15 protein-coding genes and 1 pseudogene are annotated in these 13,456 nt (G+C 38.9%); 11 read left to right on the top strand and 5 right to left on the bottom strand.

Going from position 1 to position 13,456, the window contains the following annotated elements; all coding sequences use genetic code 11:
* Positions 1–13: 13 nt before the first annotated feature.
* The 3 genes from SMAR_RS07875 (at position 14) to glmS (ending at position 3,930) form a co-directional block, all read left to right on the top strand.
* On the top strand, positions 14–697 hold the full coding sequence (locus tag SMAR_RS07875; RefSeq protein ID WP_148676786.1) for a class I SAM-dependent methyltransferase: 684 nt from the start codon (positions 14–16) through the stop codon (positions 695–697).
* A 170-nt stretch (positions 698–867) separates the two neighbouring features.
* Positions 868–1,968 carry a glycoside hydrolase family 130 protein gene (locus tag SMAR_RS07880; RefSeq protein WP_011839802.1) on the top strand — a complete coding sequence of 367 codons (1,101 nt, stop codon included), beginning with the start codon at positions 868–870 and terminating at the stop codon, positions 1,966–1,968.
* 135 nt (positions 1,969–2,103) lie between these two features.
* The gene (glmS, locus tag SMAR_RS07885; RefSeq protein ID WP_011839803.1) at positions 2,104–3,930 is read left to right on the top strand and encodes a glutamine--fructose-6-phosphate transaminase (isomerizing); all 1,827 of its coding nucleotides are present in this window, start codon (positions 2,104–2,106) and stop codon (positions 3,928–3,930) included.
* Positions 3,931–3,952: 22 nt separating this feature from the next.
* On the opposite strand, the gene nagA is transcribed toward glmS, so the two are convergent.
* Positions 3,953–5,119 carry an N-acetylglucosamine-6-phosphate deacetylase gene (gene nagA, locus SMAR_RS07890; RefSeq protein WP_011839804.1) on the bottom strand — a complete coding sequence of 389 codons (1,167 nt, stop codon included), beginning with the start codon at positions 5,117–5,119 and terminating at the stop codon, positions 3,953–3,955.
* Positions 5,120–5,509: 390 nt separating this feature from the next.
* Between nagA and SMAR_RS07895 the strand changes: the two genes are divergently transcribed.
* From SMAR_RS07895 to SMAR_RS07905, 3 genes are all read left to right on the top strand, one after another.
* Positions 5,510–6,028, top strand: coding sequence for a PaREP1 family protein (locus SMAR_RS07895; RefSeq protein ID WP_011839805.1), 519 nt, complete (start codon positions 5,510–5,512; stop codon positions 6,026–6,028).
* Between the two features lie 202 nt (positions 6,029–6,230).
* Positions 6,231–6,485, top strand: coding sequence for a hypothetical protein (locus SMAR_RS07900; RefSeq protein WP_011839806.1), 255 nt, complete (start codon positions 6,231–6,233; stop codon positions 6,483–6,485).
* Positions 6,463–7,725 carry a dicarboxylate/amino acid:cation symporter gene (locus SMAR_RS07905; protein ID WP_011839807.1) on the top strand — a complete coding sequence of 421 codons (1,263 nt, stop codon included), beginning with the start codon at positions 6,463–6,465 and terminating at the stop codon, positions 7,723–7,725. The genes SMAR_RS07900 and SMAR_RS07905 overlap by 23 nt, the downstream gene beginning before the upstream one ends.
* Positions 7,726–8,275: 550 nt before the next feature.
* On the opposite strand, the pseudogene SMAR_RS08470 reads toward SMAR_RS07905, so the two are convergent.
* Positions 8,276–8,779 (bottom strand): annotated as a pseudogene (locus tag SMAR_RS08470) (DUF1297 domain-containing protein); the annotation flags it as partial.
* Between SMAR_RS08470 and SMAR_RS08475 the strand changes: the two are divergent.
* The 3 genes from SMAR_RS08475 to SMAR_RS07925 all read left to right on the top strand — a co-directional run bounded on the left by SMAR_RS08475 (position 8,726) and on the right by SMAR_RS07925 (position 10,217).
* Positions 8,726–9,061: an aminotransferase class I/II-fold pyridoxal phosphate-dependent enzyme gene (locus SMAR_RS08475; protein WP_011839809.1), complete on the top strand. Its 336-nt coding sequence runs from the start codon at positions 8,726–8,728 to the stop codon at positions 9,059–9,061. The pseudogene SMAR_RS08470 and the gene SMAR_RS08475 overlap by 54 nt on opposite strands.
* A gap of 524 nt (positions 9,062–9,585) precedes the next feature.
* On the top strand, positions 9,586–9,816 hold the full coding sequence (locus SMAR_RS07920) for a type II toxin-antitoxin system CcdA family antitoxin (RefSeq protein ID WP_011839810.1): 231 nt from the start codon (positions 9,586–9,588) through the stop codon (positions 9,814–9,816).
* A complete protein-coding gene (locus SMAR_RS07925; RefSeq protein ID WP_011839811.1) occupies positions 9,816–10,217 on the top strand; it encodes a type II toxin-antitoxin system VapC family toxin in 402 nt (133 codons plus the stop codon). Before SMAR_RS07920 ends, SMAR_RS07925 begins: the two co-directional genes overlap by 1 nt.
* 501 nt (positions 10,218–10,718) lie before the next feature.
* Here SMAR_RS07925 and SMAR_RS08750 read toward each other — a convergent pair.
* Positions 10,719–11,015: a type II toxin-antitoxin system VapC family toxin gene (locus tag SMAR_RS08750; protein ID WP_148676897.1), complete on the bottom strand. Its 297-nt coding sequence runs from the start codon at positions 11,013–11,015 to the stop codon at positions 10,719–10,721.
* A gap of 539 nt (positions 11,016–11,554) precedes the next feature.
* Here SMAR_RS08750 and SMAR_RS08585 point away from each other — a divergent pair.
* Both SMAR_RS08585 and SMAR_RS07935 read left to right on the top strand, forming a co-directional pair.
* Positions 11,555–12,106, top strand: coding sequence for a hypothetical protein (locus SMAR_RS08585; protein WP_011839812.1), 552 nt, complete (start codon positions 11,555–11,557; stop codon positions 12,104–12,106).
* Positions 12,106–12,504 (top strand): PaREP1 family protein, encoded by a 399-nt coding sequence (locus SMAR_RS07935; RefSeq protein WP_011839813.1) that lies wholly within the window; start codon positions 12,106–12,108, stop codon positions 12,502–12,504. The genes SMAR_RS08585 and SMAR_RS07935 overlap by 1 nt, the downstream gene beginning before the upstream one ends.
* A gap of 156 nt (positions 12,505–12,660) precedes the next feature.
* On the opposite strand, the gene SMAR_RS07940 is transcribed toward SMAR_RS07935, so the two are convergent.
* Positions 12,661–13,023, bottom strand: a complete 363-nt coding sequence (locus SMAR_RS07940) for a nucleotidyltransferase domain-containing protein (RefSeq protein WP_052833876.1) — start codon at positions 13,021–13,023, stop codon at positions 12,661–12,663.
* On the bottom strand, positions 12,989–13,399 hold the full coding sequence (locus tag SMAR_RS07945; protein ID WP_169696948.1) for a HEPN domain-containing protein: 411 nt from the start codon (positions 13,397–13,399) through the stop codon (positions 12,989–12,991). The genes SMAR_RS07940 and SMAR_RS07945 overlap by 35 nt, the downstream gene beginning before the upstream one ends.
* Positions 13,400–13,456 lie beyond the last annotated feature (57 nt).

A 13,456-nucleotide genomic window follows, 5' to 3' on the forward strand; every position in this document is an offset into this window, starting at 1 on the left:
ATGGATAAAGAAAATGACCCATAACGCTCAGGAATTCTGCTGGAAAAAATATGGAGACCTAATGGAGAAAACGATAGAATGGTTTAAAATAAAAGGATCAAGATACCGTGCTAAGCCATGGAAACAACTCTTCATCGAGAAATATACTCATGGAGCAGTATTGGATCTAGGTGGGGGAATTGCTTCAACCTCTAGATATTTTTTAGATAAGAAAATCATTGAAAAACTAGTGATCGTGGATTTAGCTGAGACACCACTACTAAGTATTAAGAACACCAATGCACTTGCCATAGAGATTTGCGGAGACATATTAGATAATATGTTTTTAGAAAACTATTTCAACACAATATATTTATTCGCAGTTCTCCACCATATCCTAGGCAGAGAATGCAGAATAGAATTGTTAAAAAATATAAAGCATATGCTTAGGAATAATGGACATGTAATAATTACTGTTTGGAACCCAGATTTAGATTCTCTAAAGAAGAAATACATGATCAAAACCTTAGAATCCGAGAAAGATGTATTAATATGTGATAGTATAAGTTGTAGATACTATTATCTCTATGATATTGAAGAACTATGCAATGAGATAAGATACGTAGGACTCGAAATCATTGAGAAAGGATATTTTTACCAAAACACTAAGCGAAAAAACATAACCCGCAACATATATGTAGTTGCCGAGAAAAAATAATAGGGTATGAGTATAGTTGATTTTGTTTTCTAAGCGTTTTTATTTTATGAAGTCCTTATTGATCGCTTTGTAAAATTAAGATAACAAATACTGGTATGTGAGAGTTAATGTAAAATTTAAATGTTTTAATTTATTTCTTGTCTATTGGGGTTGTTGAGAGGTTATGTTTCATGTACATGTATGGTGATCATTTTAAGAGAGCTGTTGGCTTCTCTGAAGCATCCAATATTAGGCGTAATGAGACAACTGATATTGTTCATCGTCTGGGTGTTATTGCTCCTAATCGTGTCTATTTGAATAATTATCCTATTAGTAATCCCATAGCTGTTTTTAATTCTGCTCTAGCTGTTGATGAGGAGGATGCTATATTATATGCTAGGATAATAGTTGGTTATTTCATGTATGTTTCAGCAATTATTGCGATCAGGGTTCCATTAGACGATATTTTCTCGGGTTCAGGAGATATTAATATAAACTATTATGCTGGTCAACCAGTGGTTTATCCTTCGACAAAATATGATTTATGGGGCACAGAGGATCCTAGGGTTTACGTGATCGATGGTAAACTATACATGACATATACTGGTAGAACAGTAAATTATTTTAATCCACGTATTGGTAGGGAGAGGACTCTGCCTGTTACAGCTGTAGAGGAGGAGAAATATTATAAGTGGAAGAAGATACACGTATATGTTTTCCCTCCAGGATTAAGAGAGCATGTTGTAAGTAATAAGGATGCTTTCTTAGTGAAGCTAAGCAATGATCTATTATTGTTTCATAGGCCGCACATGGATGATGATGGTTTCTATCTGTTAACTAGTAGGATAGGCTTAGAAGAACTATATAGCGTAGCTGAACAGGTTAGAGAAGTCGTATTAAGGGATACTATATGGGTAACTGATAAAGCTAGTTTTGAAAGCAAAATAGGATGGGCCACGCCACCAATAAAGCTTAGGGATAATGAAATAATTGCTCTACTCCACGGTGTAGACTATGAATTAGAAGCATATCGTCTCTTCGCAATGCAACTAGAATACTCGAGGAACGAAGGCATAATTGTGAAAGCTGTTACACCAACATATATTATGGAGCCCAAACTACTATACGAAATATTCGGTGACAGACCCTACACTATATTCCCCTGTGGATTATGGAGGCTTAGCAGAGACAAGATACTGATAAGTTATGGAGCCGGAGACTATATGATAGGGCTTGGAGAAATAGATCTAAACGAGCTCTTAAGCATACTTGATAAAGGACGCATATATTAGTATTTTATGATTAATATCATAGTGATCGATCATAGATTTTTCTAGGTAAATGAATATAGATCGATTTATATGTTTATCATATTTATATCTTGTCTAGCTAATTATTATTCACTGGATTAATGGTGGTGTAGTTCTGTGGGCGGAATATTTGGTGTTGTTTGTAAGGAGAAGATCCGCAGGGGAGTAGTGTTTGAGGGGCTTAGACGCCTCCTCTACAGAGGCTATGACGGTGTTGGTGTAGCTTTTCTCGATGATGAAGGCAATATAGTTATTAGGAAAAAACCTGGACATCTTGAAAAGGTTGCTAATGAAGTAGACCTATTTAATATTCCATCGAGAATAGCTTTGGGGCATACTAGATATGCTAGTCGTGGATGGCCCACGGTTGAAAATACTCATCCTCTAACTGATTGTACTGGGAAGATCGCGGTTGTAGGAGATGGTTTAATCGAAAACTATGAAGCTTACAAGGAAAAACTAGTTAGGAAAGGACATAGTTTCTCATCTAGAACAGATACAGAGGTTTATGCTCATTTACTAGAGGAATCAGTATTTAGGGAGAAAAAGGATCCATTGGAAGCTATTGCTAGATATATGCGTGAGCTTAGAGGTATGTATGCTGTCGCAGCTATCATTGCTGGGAAAGAAGTATTTTATGTTGCCCATAATGGTCAACCACTCATAATTGGGTTAACACATAATAATGAATGTATTTATTTATCAAGCGATATTCCAAGCCTATATGGTTACGCTGATGAAGCATATATATTGGAGGAGGGTATGGCTGCTGAGATAAGCATAGATAATATTAGGATAATTAATGCTGAAAACATGGAGCCAATAAGTATTGAGAGATTAATTAAGAAGAGAGTAAAATACCAAGTAGAACTTGTTGGAAAAGCTGGGTATCCACATTATATGTTGAAGGAAATATATGAAATACCAGACTCTATGATCAAGACAACATATTCCTTAATGGAAAAATATCTACGATTAGCAGCAATGATAATTTATGGTGCTAAAAACGTATATGTTATTGGTAATGGTACAAGTCTTCACGCAGGAATGGTGTCATCATATTACTTCACTGATCTAGCAAATATAAACGTCAATGTAGTTAGCGCGGCTGAATTCCCCTATTATGCTTTGAAAAATGTTTCAACAGGTACGGTTATCATAGCTATTAGTCAGAGTGGGGAGACAAGCGATGTCATTAAGAGTGTAAAACTTGCCAAACAATATGGAGCAGTAATTATAGGGGTTACAAACGTTGTAGGCTCTCGTCTCTCGCTAGAATCAAATGTTTATCTACCAATAGGTGCTGGCCCGGAACTAGCTGTTCCAGCAACAAAAACTTTCGTATCAAGCCTTGTTGCACTAGCATTACTTGCTGGATACACTGGATTATATACTGGTAAGCTTAGCCAAACCGAGTATGTCGGGATCACTGAAAAAATACGTGAGACAGCTAAAGAGTTAAGAAAAGATCTCCAGGTCTATGATAATATTGCGGAAAAGATCTCTGAGAAACTGTTAGGATGGAAAAACATGTATGTATCAAGTAGTGGAATAAACTATCCCGTAGCACTAGAAGCTTCTCTGAAATTCAAGGAAGCATCCATAATACATGCTGAAGGTGTTCAATTAGGTGAGTTAAGGCATGGACCATTAGTGCTTATAAGAGATAAGTATCCAGTAATTATTATAAAGCCTGTTGAAGAAGAAGCTTTACCTCTATATAATAAGGTTGCCGAGTATGTATTGTCAAAGAATGGTTTCCTAATAACAATTACACATGATGATATAGGCTATGGCGAGGTAGTTAAGGTTAAACCCACCCATAAAATATTATCGCCAATAACCACTATTATCCCCCTACAGCTTATAGCGTATCATCTAGGAGTAAAACAGGGATATCCAGTAGATACACCGCCCGGATTAGCCAAAGCAATAACTACATAAGATCCATTATTCATTTTATAATTCACAATATATTTTCTCCCCGAACATATACGGATTCGACTCTTAAATTATTATTTAAGACTACGAGGTCTGCTGTGTATCCAGGAATTATTGCTCCAGCGTCACGTATACCTACTGCTGAGGCTGGATTATATGTTAATGTTCTCACAGCATCTTTTAATGGGATCCCTAACTTGACAAGGTTTCTTAGTGCTTTATCCATTGTGAGAGTGCTTCCAGCAAGAGCTCCATTTCTAAGCCTACTAACTCCTTCTTCAACAATTATTTCTAATCCTCCCAAACTATATGTTCCATCAGGGAGATCCGTTGCAATTATTGAATCGGTAACAGTTACTATTCTCTCTATACCAGCATATCTTATCGTGAACTTTATCATAACAGGTGAGACGTGGATAAAGTCACATATAAGCTCTAAGTATACTTGAGGGCTTTCTAGGAGAGCAACTACAACACCTGGTTCTCGATGATGAATCTGTCTCATCCCATTATAGAGGTGGGTAGCTCTATTCGCCCCCACATATATGGCGGCTTTAGCTTCTTCATATGTAGCATTTGTATGGCCTATTGAAACATTTATTCCTAGACTCCTAGCATACTCTATAAGCTCTAACGCCCCCTTAACTTCGGGTGCTAATGTTATGGTTCTTAATTTTCCTCTTGACGTTTCCCAATACTCCTTTAACTCGCTAATACTTGGAGAACGTATATATTTGGGATTCTGTGCCCCCGCCTTCTCCCTGCTTATATATGGTCCCTCCATGTGGAGTCCTTCAATCAATGCCCCCTCGATTCTATCTCTTTGATAATCCATTGTTTCAGCAACACCCTTAGTAGCTATTAGGAGAGCTTCATGTGGCGCCGTCATAGTAGTTGGTAGAAACCTTGTTACTCCATGAACAGCATAGGCTTTACTCATTTCTACTAATGTTTCCACTACTTTCTCCACAGATCCTCCTAGAGAGCTTTGTGTAATATCATGTCCTCGAATACCATGGGTATGTATATCTATAAATCCGGGAGTCAGTATTTTTCCCTCCAAGTTTTCGCCGCCGCATCTTTTCCCATAGTAGACTTTCTTAATGATCCCGTTCTCTACCTCTACGGTTCCTGGATATATCTCCTCAAAAGGTGTTATTATCCTCGCATTACTTAGAATAATTCTTCCCATAATCACCACCCACAAATATCCGGAGACTATATATTTTCAACATCATTTATTATGCTCCCGAGTATTAAGCAGAGCAGAAATGATCTAATATTCTAATTTATATCTCAATAAGTTCATCTACAAACTTCTTATATAATTCCTCACACTCTTTAGGAGAGACTATTCGCTTATTTAAATACTAGGCTTATTTTTAGGGAATTATGAAAAACATAATTATTTGATATGATTAGTTGTTGAATTCACTTTCAGAAACGAGCTCTTTCATTTCTCATCGTCTTCTCTATGTATTCTCTGCGTCGCAGTACTCTAATATACAATTATTATTACTCTAATTATTTATGGTGAAGATTGATTATTAATTATGTAAATAGTACTTGTTGGAGAAGAGCAATGAGCGTGGTCATCATAATTCCTCGCAGAGTTGCAGAGCATGCTAGACGAGAGGCTGAGAAAAAGGGTATGACGCTTGAAGAGTATATTATTGAGCTATTATCCCATAACCTCGATCCTATGGATAAAGCCATAGAATATGTTGAAGCAGCACAGGAACTTCTACGAGAAGCTGTGGAGGAGCTTGGAAAAGGCAATCTCAGGCAAGCATCTGAGAAATTATGGGGGGCTACAGCTCTAACAGTGAAAGCTTATGCACTACATAGAGATGGTAAGCAGTTGAGAAGTCATGGAGAATTATGGGAGTATAAGGATAAATTAGTAATTGAGCTGGGTGAATGGGTATATGATGCATGGATGGCTGCAAACGGTATGCATACATGCTTTTATGAAGGATGGTGTAGCGCTAGGGATGTAGAAATAGCGATTAAACATATAGAAAAACTAGTTAATGCCGTGAAGGAAACTATGAATAAAACAAGACACAGTACAAGCTCGAGGAATCAGGGAACCTCATAATTTATTGAGCTGTTCACTAAGTTGACCCTACTATTTCCATCCACAAGTTTATAAGTGTATGAACCACTGGTTTGTTTTATATCTTGGCTGTTTTTAGAACGTTATATGTGGGGCTTGCTTTATAAACCCCATATATCCCAAGTTCGTGTTAGGGGAATTTTAGCTTATATTTTTACGTGGAACTTTAAAATGGAGGAGGTTTGTGGCTGGTGCTAATGTGATTTATACTATGATATCCAAGCATGTTGCTGAAGAACTATGCTTGGAGAAGATTAGTAGGAGTATGTTCAGAATTGCTAATAGTGAAGTAGCTGAATATTCTGTTTCAGAAGCATATATAGTTGTTGAAGATAGAGATGTTGTTTTTGTTTTCTATCTAGATTTTAAAGTTTATATTGTTATGATGAACTTAATATATATTGGTGTGAGTAGTCTTGGGTTTTTGGGAATCATATAAGCGGTTCCCTGTTATCTATAAGGTTGCTATTGCTTTTGTTCTAGGTATTGTTGCCGGCGTCATAGTGGGTCCGCCGATAGCTGTTATTAAGCCTCTTGGCGATGTCTTGATAAGATTATTGAAGATGATTGTTGTCCCAATAGTGTTGTTCTCTCTAGTGGTTGGTTCAGCGAGTATTTCTCCTCTTAAACTCGGTAAGGTTGGTGTAAAGATTATTGTCTACTATATTGTTACATCGGCTATAGCGGTTTTGATAGGTATAGCGATGGGGTTATTGTTTCAGCCAGGTGTAGGAGTACACCTTGCTGGGACAGGTTATAGTGTTAAAACAGTTACTCCACCATCACCTATAGATGTATTACTTAACATTATACCTACAAATCCGTGGGCTGCATTAGTTAATGGAAATGTTCTCCAAATAATATTCTTCGCAATAGTACTAGGTATTGCGCTAGCATATCTAAAGGATAGTAAGGATGAGAGGTTAAGAAATCTTGGCTCAACAGTTCTCAACGTATTTGATGGCCTCGCTGAAGCAATATATAAGATTGTTAGGGGAATTCTTGAATACATGCCGTACGGTGTCTTCGCACTCATAGGATACGCTGTTGCAATAACGGGGCCCGGAGTCTTAGGACCTCTAGGTGTTGCTGTAGTTGCACTATACTTGGGACTTTTCATACATATCTTCGCAACATATGGTAGCATACTAGCAGTGTTTAGATTCAATATAATCAAGTTCTTGGCTAAAGCGAAGGATGCAATGTTAACAGCATTCGTCACCAGGTCATCTTCAGGCACACTACCAATTACAATGAGTGTTGCAGAGGAGAAAATGGGTATTAAGAAATCCATTTATGCATTCACACTACCATTAGGAGCAACAATAAACATGGATGGAACAGCAATGTACCAAGCCATAGCAACAATGTTCATTGCTAACGCTCTAGGAATACATTTAACCGTAGTACATTATGGCATGATAGTTCTCACCGCAGTCCTAGCATCCATAGGAACAGCAGGAGTACCCGGTGCAGGACTAATAATGTTAGCCCTAGTACTACAAGCAGTAGGACTCCCACTAACAGAACCCAACGTCGCCCTAGCATATTCGTTAATAGCAGGCATAGATGTAATCCTAGACATGGGTAGAACAATGGTCAACGTAACCGGCGATCTAACTGGAACATTAATTGTTGCAAAAACAGAGAACGAAACAGACTTATCCAAGTGGAAATAATACTAAATACCTTTTTATCATCCATAAATAAATTATCATCGTTGACAATTCTTTTCTCAGAGAGAATTCTTGTTCTCAAATAGAATTATTTACCTATTCAAGTTATATGTATTGCTACATCCTTATTTTATGGTGTTGTTGTTGAGGATTACCGCTACCGTTCTTGCTGGCGGTGAGAGTAAGAAGTTTAGGCGTTTCCCCACCCTTATTATTTCTGAGTATTTTTGATTATTTTCCATGGGTGGGGTTAGCTCTTGGTGTGGGATCACCTGCTTCACCCACACCTCATGGGGCTCGGTCGAGCCCAACGCCATGGGGCTCCCATTTGTGGATAAGTATTTTAAGCCAATATTTATTGCACCTATCACGTCTCTGTCTAGTATTAATCCATTTTTTAGTTTGTTTTAGAGTAACAGTGTGGGGCCGACAAGTCTACCTCATACTCGGATGACTTGTCGCTTGGTTGAGTGCCTCGGGAGTGCTAGTCAATATCCGGGTATATTATTTACTGTTTTATCGACTGTTTTGGCTTCTCGGCGTGTAGCGAATGCTAGGTTACTACTAGCTCTAGCAGGTTCTTGGAGATAGCCAGCTTTAACTTTCTCGCCTTCCTCCTGCCCATGCTCATAGGCTCATCCCAGTATAGGAGTGAGTAGGGGCTCCCGTGGATGTAGAGGTTGGTGCCCGCAACTATCCTACCCGAGAACTCGAATACTTTAACTTCGAGGTCCTCGGTTATTATGCTCTCTAGGCTGAAGGGGCCTATAATACCTGGCGGGAGCTTCCTTTTAGTGGCCTCGACGAACCTAGTTCCATACTCGAGCACTTTGGGGAGGAGACTCTCCCTTAGCACGAGCGGTATGTTCCCCACGACTACGAAGCTGGGCTCGACTTCCCCCGCCAGGGTTGGGGGCAGCCTCTTGGCCCCGTCGACGTTGGATTCATACCTTATGTCGGCTCCCAAGATTTCGAGCCTGCCCAGGATTGGGCTGTAGAAGAAGTGATAGTATGCCGGTGTGCCGATAACATACTCCTGTACAAAGAGAAACGAGACATACTGCTAAACTCTCTTGAAGAATACGTAGGCTCGGCTAAATTTACGAAGCCTAAGGCTGGTATGTTTGTTATGCTATATCTTCCAGAAAAAGCTAGTGGAGAAGAGTTCGCATCCAAGCTCATTGACGAATACAAAGTTGCAGTTGTACCAGGAAGACCATTCTATACTGATGGCTCGGGAGCGAACACGGTAAGACTAAACTTTAGTAGACCATCAAAGAACGATATACGTGAAGCCGTAAAAAGGATTGGCGAATTATATAAAAGGTTGTATAGTTAATGTTGAGTAGCTAATTCCTAACTCTCAATGCTAGGAGTTGGTGTCTTAGCGCCCTTAATAGGATTCATAGCATATACCGTTATCGGACTAATCATGACATTAATTGGTATATTAGTAATGAATGATTTTGGAAACCCTTATTAAACGATATATATTTCCAACATGACACACCATGGAGAAGAGGCTGATGTCCGAAGCATGAACAACTATACTAACACATAGTACATTAACTGGTAATCCTGCATTCCCATGTTAAAATCTAAAAGTTTAAGTAAGCGTTAAGATCTACGATGGCTTCCATCCTCTGGGTAAATCCTGTGCTCGCTTCAACTATGAATACTTGTAATTAAATATAATTGGTTCCCAGAATAGATACTAATAAGATCATCCAAACACTCCTATGAGAAGGTATTGTTAGAAGAATATTCTTGTTCAGAAACCTTAGGATTTATAGGTTTACAGGTATGTAAACATATTATTTTAACATATTATTTTTTTACTACTACTACATGGGCGACTGACTTATGAGTAGGTATGTTACTGTTTCAGCTAAGGTTAGGAGGGAGCTCTTAGAGGAGGCTAAGCGTTTAAAAATTAATGTCTCAGAGCTTATAAGGAGAGCTCTTGAGGAAGAGGTACGTCGCCGTAAACTAATTGATTTGGAGAAGAGGTTGAAGGAGAAGCGTAACGTGCTCGCCAAGATAGACATCGATGAGATAGTGAGGCTTATTCGGGAGGATAGGGAGGCTAGATAATGAAGCCAAGCTATTTGTTTGATGCTTCTAGCCTTGTAAAAGCGTTGAAAGAAGCTAAACTAGTACCATTAGGTGGACAGGTTTTACAGTGGCTCACAATATACGAGGTTTTAAATGTTTTTTGGGAGGAGTCCTACTTATTACATAGACTTAGTATTGAAGAAGCGGTTTCCCTAACAAGAGACTTCACAGATCTAGTCCTGAACATGATTATACTAGAACCTAGGGGTCTAGAACATGATATTCTCCAAATAGCGGTTTCAAGGGGTATAACAGCTTATGATGCATCATATATAGCATTAGCTAGGAAACATGGGCTAACACTTGTAACTGAGGACCAGATACTAGCTAAAGCCTCCACTAATATGGTCAAGACAGTGAGTCTAGACGATATCAAGTAGTAGTGAATAGGGGGCTCAATCCATATAATACCCCTAATTAATTTCTGCACAAACCCGTATACCCTAATAATGGAAACAGGTAATAGTTAAGTGGGCAATTACTACTAGTAAGACTATTTGCTTATTTGGATACTATAATTGTTTAGAGGAGCTTATTGTTGGGTTCGCTTTATAAACCATTTATAATTGTTTGTAAAATGCAGATGAAGGGCTCATGGTGGTTTGTGTGGAGCCCCAATAGCCCCTTCCGTGAAGATGATGAAAACCCAACACAAGAGGGGGAAGCCCGTGCAAGTATCAAAAATAACCAAAATAACCATAGTTTCTAAAAGATAATGCACGGGCAACCACTGCCTGTTTGTTTTGGAAACTATGAAAACCATGGTTGTTTTATGAGTTCTTAAACAAAACTCCTACCATGTTATATTATTATTTATTAGTATATGGTCTTGGCTTAGATTTTTATGAAAATATTGTTTATTTAACAGAAATTATTCTTTCCTATAGACAGGTTCTTATTCCTAACTTATCAGCTGCGATATGTTGTCTAGTATCAAAAGTTGCTAGGCAGGCGTTGTATTGTTGAGCTAAGGCTAGGTATAGAGAATCATATATGGTTGCCTTCTCTTTTATAGCTATATCTAGGGATTTCCCGGCGATCTCATGTGCTGGTATAACTGTGAAACCATTCCATAAAGATAATAGGTCTTTAAAAGCATTCCTAAAAGAACCTAGATCTAAATCCTTGACTAAGATGTAGTGCTTCCATAAAGCATTAGGTGATTCATATAATGCAATATTTGATTTACTGTAGCAATTATTTCCCCGCCCCTAATCCATTTCCGAAACAGTTTTCTAGCAACCTCAGAATTCTCCCCTCCAATAACTAGTTTTACCGTGAAAGAAGCATCTAATACTATCATCTACTATCCCTATCCTCTCTAATAAGCCTGGTAGAATCTATTCTAACCCTCCTCTTCCCAGCCCTAACACTTATTTCTTCAAAACCTCCAACAACCCGCATCTCTTAATTCTGTCCTCAATAAAACTTTCTATCTCCCTACTCTTCAATCAATATATGCCTTCTCCATCTTCTCCTTTAACTCCTTGGGAACCCTGATCGTTAATATTTTAGAGCCCATATAGTACAACATGTAATACAGTCATGTAATATAGAGATACAAGGCTTATCAGAAAGTAACATACAATGATAAGTCCTTGAGAACACTCCCAGACTTATGAGAGCTATCTTATACTACTCTTCCTATCCTATATTTATAAAAGGGGCTGGTAATAGTGTTTGAATAGACCCTGACGCTTTGTGGGGAGGAGCGGTATTGGTTTATGCGACTGTTGTGCCTAGAAGGTTTATACTAGAATCTGGGAGAGTTGTTACTCTTGAAGCATGGGAGGTTGAGGAGAAGCTCACTAGAAGCACATTGTTCATGCTCTGGGCCCCCGATGTTGAGAAGGTGTATAAGTATCTCGTTCAAGAGCAGGGGTTTGAGCCTGCTATTCCCTCCACTCCTAAGGGGGAGAAGTATGGGTTGAGACGCGTCCTTGACCAAGTATGGGAGCTCCACCTCAGGCTATACAGTAATGGCTTCATAGAGGCTGAGGTGGAGGTTAGGAGGGATTTCTTGGAGCACCTCCAGCCTAGGAGGCTTAACGTGGTCTACGAGGCATATGAGTACTATAGGGGGGTCTACGATAAACTCCATATATGGTACACTCCAGAGAAGGAATGGATCACGAGGATAATAGACCACTTCAACGTCAAGCTAAGAGACCCCGAAACACTAACCCCCTGGAAACCAATAGTTCTAGGAATAGTTACAACCGGACTATTCATCTACGCTCTCTCAAGACTCACAAGAGGGAGAGTGTAGTGGGTGAGGCTCCAGCAACTCATATAGAGAATCTAAGGAAATGGTTTAGAGAGGCATTAGAACTACTCGAGAAGGGGGATGCAGTTCAGGGTTCAGAGAAGCTCTACAAGATCGCCGAGGCAGCAATAAAGATACTGGCTAAAGTGAAGCAAATACCAGAATATGAGAAGGCTCAAAGAGAAGATAGATGGTGGCCAAGACTGCTACAACGAGCCGCGAGAAGGCTTAGCGAAATCTATGGTAAAGAAGTCCTAGACGCTTGGAACACAGCATATCACCGTCTCCATATAGATGGCTTCCACGAAGAGAGGCTTTCAGCGGAGGAAGTGTTGGAAGAGGCATATATAATAGAAGACCTCGTCAAGCTTGTGGAGAGGGAGGCAGGAAATAATAGGTAAAACCGATAATTGAGCCTCCCCAAGTAAAAGCACTGTGTAAATAATAGTGAGCAATGATTATACTTGGCTATGGCTGGCAGTCATCATATTATCTGCTTTCAGAGCACTTCTACTCTTCCCTAATTATACTTATGCATATAGTTGTAGATGAATATCTTAATCAACTAGATGAGTTAGTTCTATCCAGTACTTAGAAGCATCTCTTAACACAATACTCTTGTTTATTCTCTCATAGAATTCCTCACTAGTATATGGGAGTACTTCTATGAATGGGGTGATGTTTTTTATGAAGATAATCTTGTTGATTATGTCAAGCCTCTTTGAGAAGGGAATGTTCTTGAAGTCTCTAGAAACTATTATTAAATCTATATCACTCGTTTTAAGCCATGTACCCTTTGCATAGCTTCCAAACAATATGATTCTATCTATTCTAAACCCTTCTCTCTGGATAGAGTATACCAGCTCCTTTACTGCATTCAGTATTCTAGGAGGAATATTCTTGTATCGCCTTCTTAACAAATTCGACCACCCTTCTAGCTATATCATAGGCTCTCTCAGCCTCCCCACGATCAACTGCTTCACTCGGCAACCCATTAGCTGCATCAGGATACCTGGTTATAGTATAGTATTTGTTTAGAATAGGAATGCCCTCCTCTAAATCACTTGGCAACTTGAAACCATACCTCTTTAAATCATTATAGAGCACAGAGACCCTATGTGTATATGGAGGCAGCTCTCTGGCTAGAACAAAATATAATGCCTTTAAAGCTTTTTTAACAGCTTGCTGAGCAAAAAATGCTGTTCTAAACCAGCGCTTATTCTTTAAAGCAAGCTCGGCATCAAATAAGTCTTCCTCAGCAGCAGATATCCATAACAAAACCTCTTCCCGAACCACTACAAACCCTCCAGTAAACACTTACTACTCCTATTAATACTAAAATAGCTGTTTAAA

Origin of the sequence: Staphylothermus marinus F1, from assembly GCF_000015945.1 — an archaeon.
GTDB lineage: Archaea > Thermoproteota > Thermoprotei_A > Sulfolobales > Desulfurococcaceae > Staphylothermus > Staphylothermus marinus.

Coding starts and splice junctions, on each gene's coding strand:
- SMAR_RS07880 (WP_011839802.1), top strand. CDS start 868: ATGTACATGTATGGTGATCATTTTAAGAGAGCTGTTGGCTTCTCTGAA.
- SMAR_RS07925 (WP_011839811.1), top strand. CDS start 9,816: ATGAAGCCAAGCTATTTGTTTGATGCTTCTAGCCTTGTAAAAGCGTTG.
- SMAR_RS07895 (WP_011839805.1), top strand. CDS start 5,510: ATGAGCGTGGTCATCATAATTCCTCGCAGAGTTGCAGAGCATGCTAGA.
- nagA (WP_011839804.1), bottom strand. CDS start 5,119: ATGGGAAGAATTATTCTAAGTAATGCGAGGATAATAACACCTTTTGAG.
- SMAR_RS07875 (WP_148676786.1), top strand. CDS start 14: ATGACCCATAACGCTCAGGAATTCTGCTGGAAAAAATATGGAGACCTA.
- SMAR_RS07920 (WP_011839810.1), top strand. CDS start 9,586: ATGAGTAGGTATGTTACTGTTTCAGCTAAGGTTAGGAGGGAGCTCTTA.